Source organism: Phormidium pseudopriestleyi FRX01 (assembly GCF_017313335.1).
In the GTDB taxonomy this organism is placed as follows: Bacteria; Cyanobacteriota; Cyanobacteriia; order Cyanobacteriales; family Laspinemataceae; genus Laspinema; species Laspinema pseudopriestleyi.
The window spans coordinates 1-3,098 of sequence record NZ_JAFLQW010000347.1 but is presented as its reverse complement, the minus strand read 5'-3'; the positions used below and the strand labels follow the sequence as shown (position 1 = coordinate 3,098).

The following is a 3,098-nucleotide window of genomic DNA, read 5'->3' as shown; positions in this document are numbered from 1 at the left end:
CTTCGACTGGCTCAGGGCTCAGGGCTCAGGACAGGCCTCTCCCAAGACGGGAGAGGGGGCTCTATTGGCATACCTCATGAGTCCGGGAACCGCTATAAGAAGGAGGCAGAGCCTCCTATTTGGCATTTCCAGGCAGAGCCTGGAAACGAGGGGAATGGGGGGAGTGACAGGAGGCAGAGCCTGGAAACGAGGGTATTTTTCCTTTTTATCCTTCATCCTTTATTCTTAACTTAGATGACATCGGCAAAGGCTGGGCGTAAGCGCCGGTAGGACCATAAACCGAGGCCAAAAATAGCCAGAGAAATTAGGGTAGCAACGGCCCATTCTCCGGGGTGGTTAATTTCTCCAACGAGGATGATATCTCGATAGGTTTCAGCGATCGCCGCCATTGGATTCAACCAAAACACTAACTCCCGCCATTGCTCAGGAATCACCGTAGCTGGATAACAAATTGGCGTCAAATAAAACCACAAATTTACCAGGACAATTAAGCTTTGGGGAATGTCTCGCAAAAACACGGTGAATCCCGCAGTTAAATATCCCAATCCAGCAGTAAAAAGCAGTTGGGTCACCCAGACTAAGGGGAGGAGGAACAGAGTTGGATGCAGAGTATCAGAAGAAATCGCCAACATGACAATCAGTGCCATCAGTCCAAAGGTACTTTCAATAAAGGCCGAAAGGACTGGCACTAAGGGCAATAAACTCAGGGGGAAAACCACTTTTTTGACTAAATTGGGCTGTCCCACAACTACATTAGCCGCTTGCATAAAGCCGGTGGTAAAGGCAATCCAGGGAACCAATCCCGCAAACAACCATAAACCAAAGGTAAAGCTATTTTCAGGTAAGTTAGTGGCAGGAAGCCTAACTTTTAAAATAATCGAGAAAACGTAGGTGTAAATCAGCAACTGGGAAAGCTGATTGAGCAATGGCCATAAATTGCCCAAAACTGACCCTTTATAACGGGCGGCTAAGTCTCGTTGGACCAGGGTTTTGAGCAGGTTGAGCTTGATTAACTGTTGTTCGTCGAGCAATGACCTTTGGGAAATGGGTTTTGCCTTGCGAAAGGCTCCTTTGATTGTTCTGACCAATTTTCACATCCTCACCCACAACGACAGATAGGGGGCTTCATGGCTGCGATTGCTGTGGCAATGCTTGGCCGATCGCCTGAATGGGGAGCGTCCAACACCATGAGCCTGGAATTAACTAGACTGAGAGGCGATCGCCCTGGGAGGGTTCCCGATTAAAATGGCGATCGCGCTTAGAGCTTAGGATAACCAATCCCCAGGCAGAATAGTCCAACGGGGAAAGTCCTAAGCATATCTTCTTAGTCTTTTTGCAAAACCAGTATATCCTGATAGCTCGTTAGATCCGGGCGTCCACACCATCCGCCATAATATTTTCCGACGACTCTCAATCCTCTTTTGGAGATCCACTCTAAAAGCAGCGGTTCCTTAAACCCGATCGCCTCTTCCGGAACCTCCAAGGTACTGGTAAAACAATCTTCCAATTTATGAACAATATTCTGTCCGCTTGAGCCGCGACGGATATAAGATTCTGACTCCCGATTGAGCAAAAAGCAGGTGAGCACGCAGCAACTCCCCGGTTTCATCACCCGGTGAATCTCATCGAGGTACTGACGGACTTCCGGCGCTCTGATATGGGTGAACACCGAGGTCAAAAACACAAAATTAAACCGTTCATTAGGATAGGGAAAGCGATACTCTGCCGCTTGTACAGGACCTTCCGGGTTGTACATCGGGTTGTAGATATCCGCGTGTTCAAAGCGAAAGTTCTGACAGCGATCGCCAAAGGTTTCAGCCACCACCTCAATCAGGGGTTTATGAATATCAAACCCTTCATAACTGCCCTGAGCATTGAGATAATAGGCCAAAGTGTAGGCCATCCGACCAATTCCACAGCCTACATCCAAGACGCGATCGCTCGCTTCTAACCCACCCCGTTGGATGAAATAGCCCAAAAACTCTAACCCAATATTCGTAAAACCGCCCCCAATATATTGGATGTACTCCTCCGGAGGCAGGGGTAGGGTGGGTTCTATCAGAGTCAGCAGCATCGTCCCCGCTTCCCCATTCACGAACGGAGTGGCAGTAATTAAAACATCCTGCTGCTGCTGTTGCTGTTCTACGGTGAGGGGAGCGCGAATTTCAAATCGGGCGGTTGCAGCCCCTTTTAAGTTGGGGTAAACTTTTTTCACATCCTCGGAAGGCATCCCCAGGGTGCAGTTTAAATCGGTCTATTGCCAATGGGCAAATGTGACTTGAAATTGGTCCACCGGGCGATCGCCTTGAGTCGGGGCCACCCATCCTTGCAGGACCAACTCATCTTTAACGATTACAGCGCGGTCCAAATAGCCCCTTGTGGGGTAAATTTCGGTTAATTTCATCAAAAGTGGTGCTTTTTACGATAAAACAGCTTGCAACGCCTTGGCGATCGCCGCTTTTTGTTCGGCATCGTACTTCCAGCGTTCTAAAAATGACTGGTAACTTCCCGTTCCTGCGCGGATTGTTTCTAACAGAGATTTAATCCCCTGTTGCATTATCGGCAGCGCCAGGGTTTGAATAATATGGGTACTGCGATCGCGCACTCGCTCGGATCCTTGAGCCATCGTCTCATCCCCAGAACGTCGGTGAGCAATCACCATTGCCGCAGACATGGCAAGATTTTTGACCATCAGTTCCGAAACAATCTGCTCTGATGACCCTAATCCCTGGAAAATTCCTGGAGATGGGCGATCGGCCAAAGTTCCCTCATCACTCAAATAGGTCACAAAAAAACCGCGCGCGCCATTTTCAGTGCGAACGAGATTTTCAGTGACTTGGGCAATGTCTTCCTCTGAAAGCGCCCCTGAAGCCATTTGCTCTAGGAACGATTGAGTCAGGGCGATCGCCTCCGGGAAGCTGACCGAATCCGTTACGGTTAAAGAAGATAAATTAGTCATAACGCATAAAATAGCCTGTTTAAATCTGTTGGCTGATCTGGGATCATTCTTTGGCCCTCATCCCCCTTACAAGAGTAGGTTTTTTACGTTTATGGTGATTCACCTTACTATTAACTTCAGCGACGGTCCCCGGACCTTG

At 48.7% G+C, this 3,098-nt stretch carries 4 protein-coding genes; all 4 read right to left on the bottom strand.

Features of this window, described 5'->3' with window-relative positions:
* Positions 1 to 230: 230 nt before the first annotated feature.
* Entirely contained in the window at positions 231 to 1,046 is an 816-nt protein-coding gene (locus tag J0895_RS13055; protein ID WP_340643506.1) for an ABC transporter permease, read from the bottom strand.
* 278 nt (positions 1,047 to 1,324) lie between these two features.
* Entirely contained in the window at positions 1,325 to 2,215 is an 891-nt protein-coding gene (locus J0895_RS25895) for a methyltransferase domain-containing protein (RefSeq protein WP_207088523.1), read from the bottom strand.
* A gap of 39 nt (positions 2,216 to 2,254) precedes the next feature.
* On the bottom strand, positions 2,255 to 2,404 hold the full coding sequence (locus J0895_RS13045; protein ID WP_207088522.1) for a hypothetical protein: 150 nt from the start codon (positions 2,402 to 2,404) through the stop codon (positions 2,255 to 2,257).
* Between the two features lie 15 nt (positions 2,405 to 2,419).
* Entirely contained in the window at positions 2,420 to 2,959 is a 540-nt protein-coding gene (locus tag J0895_RS13040) for a hypothetical protein (RefSeq protein WP_207088521.1), read from the bottom strand.
* Positions 2,960 to 3,098: the final 139 nt, after the last annotated feature.

Coding starts and splice junctions, on each gene's coding strand:
- J0895_RS13045 (WP_207088522.1), bottom strand. CDS start 2,404: ATGAAATTAACCGAAATTTACCCCACAAGGGGCTATTTGGACCGCGCT.
- J0895_RS13040 (WP_207088521.1), bottom strand. CDS start 2,959: ATGACTAATTTATCTTCTTTAACCGTAACGGATTCGGTCAGCTTCCCG.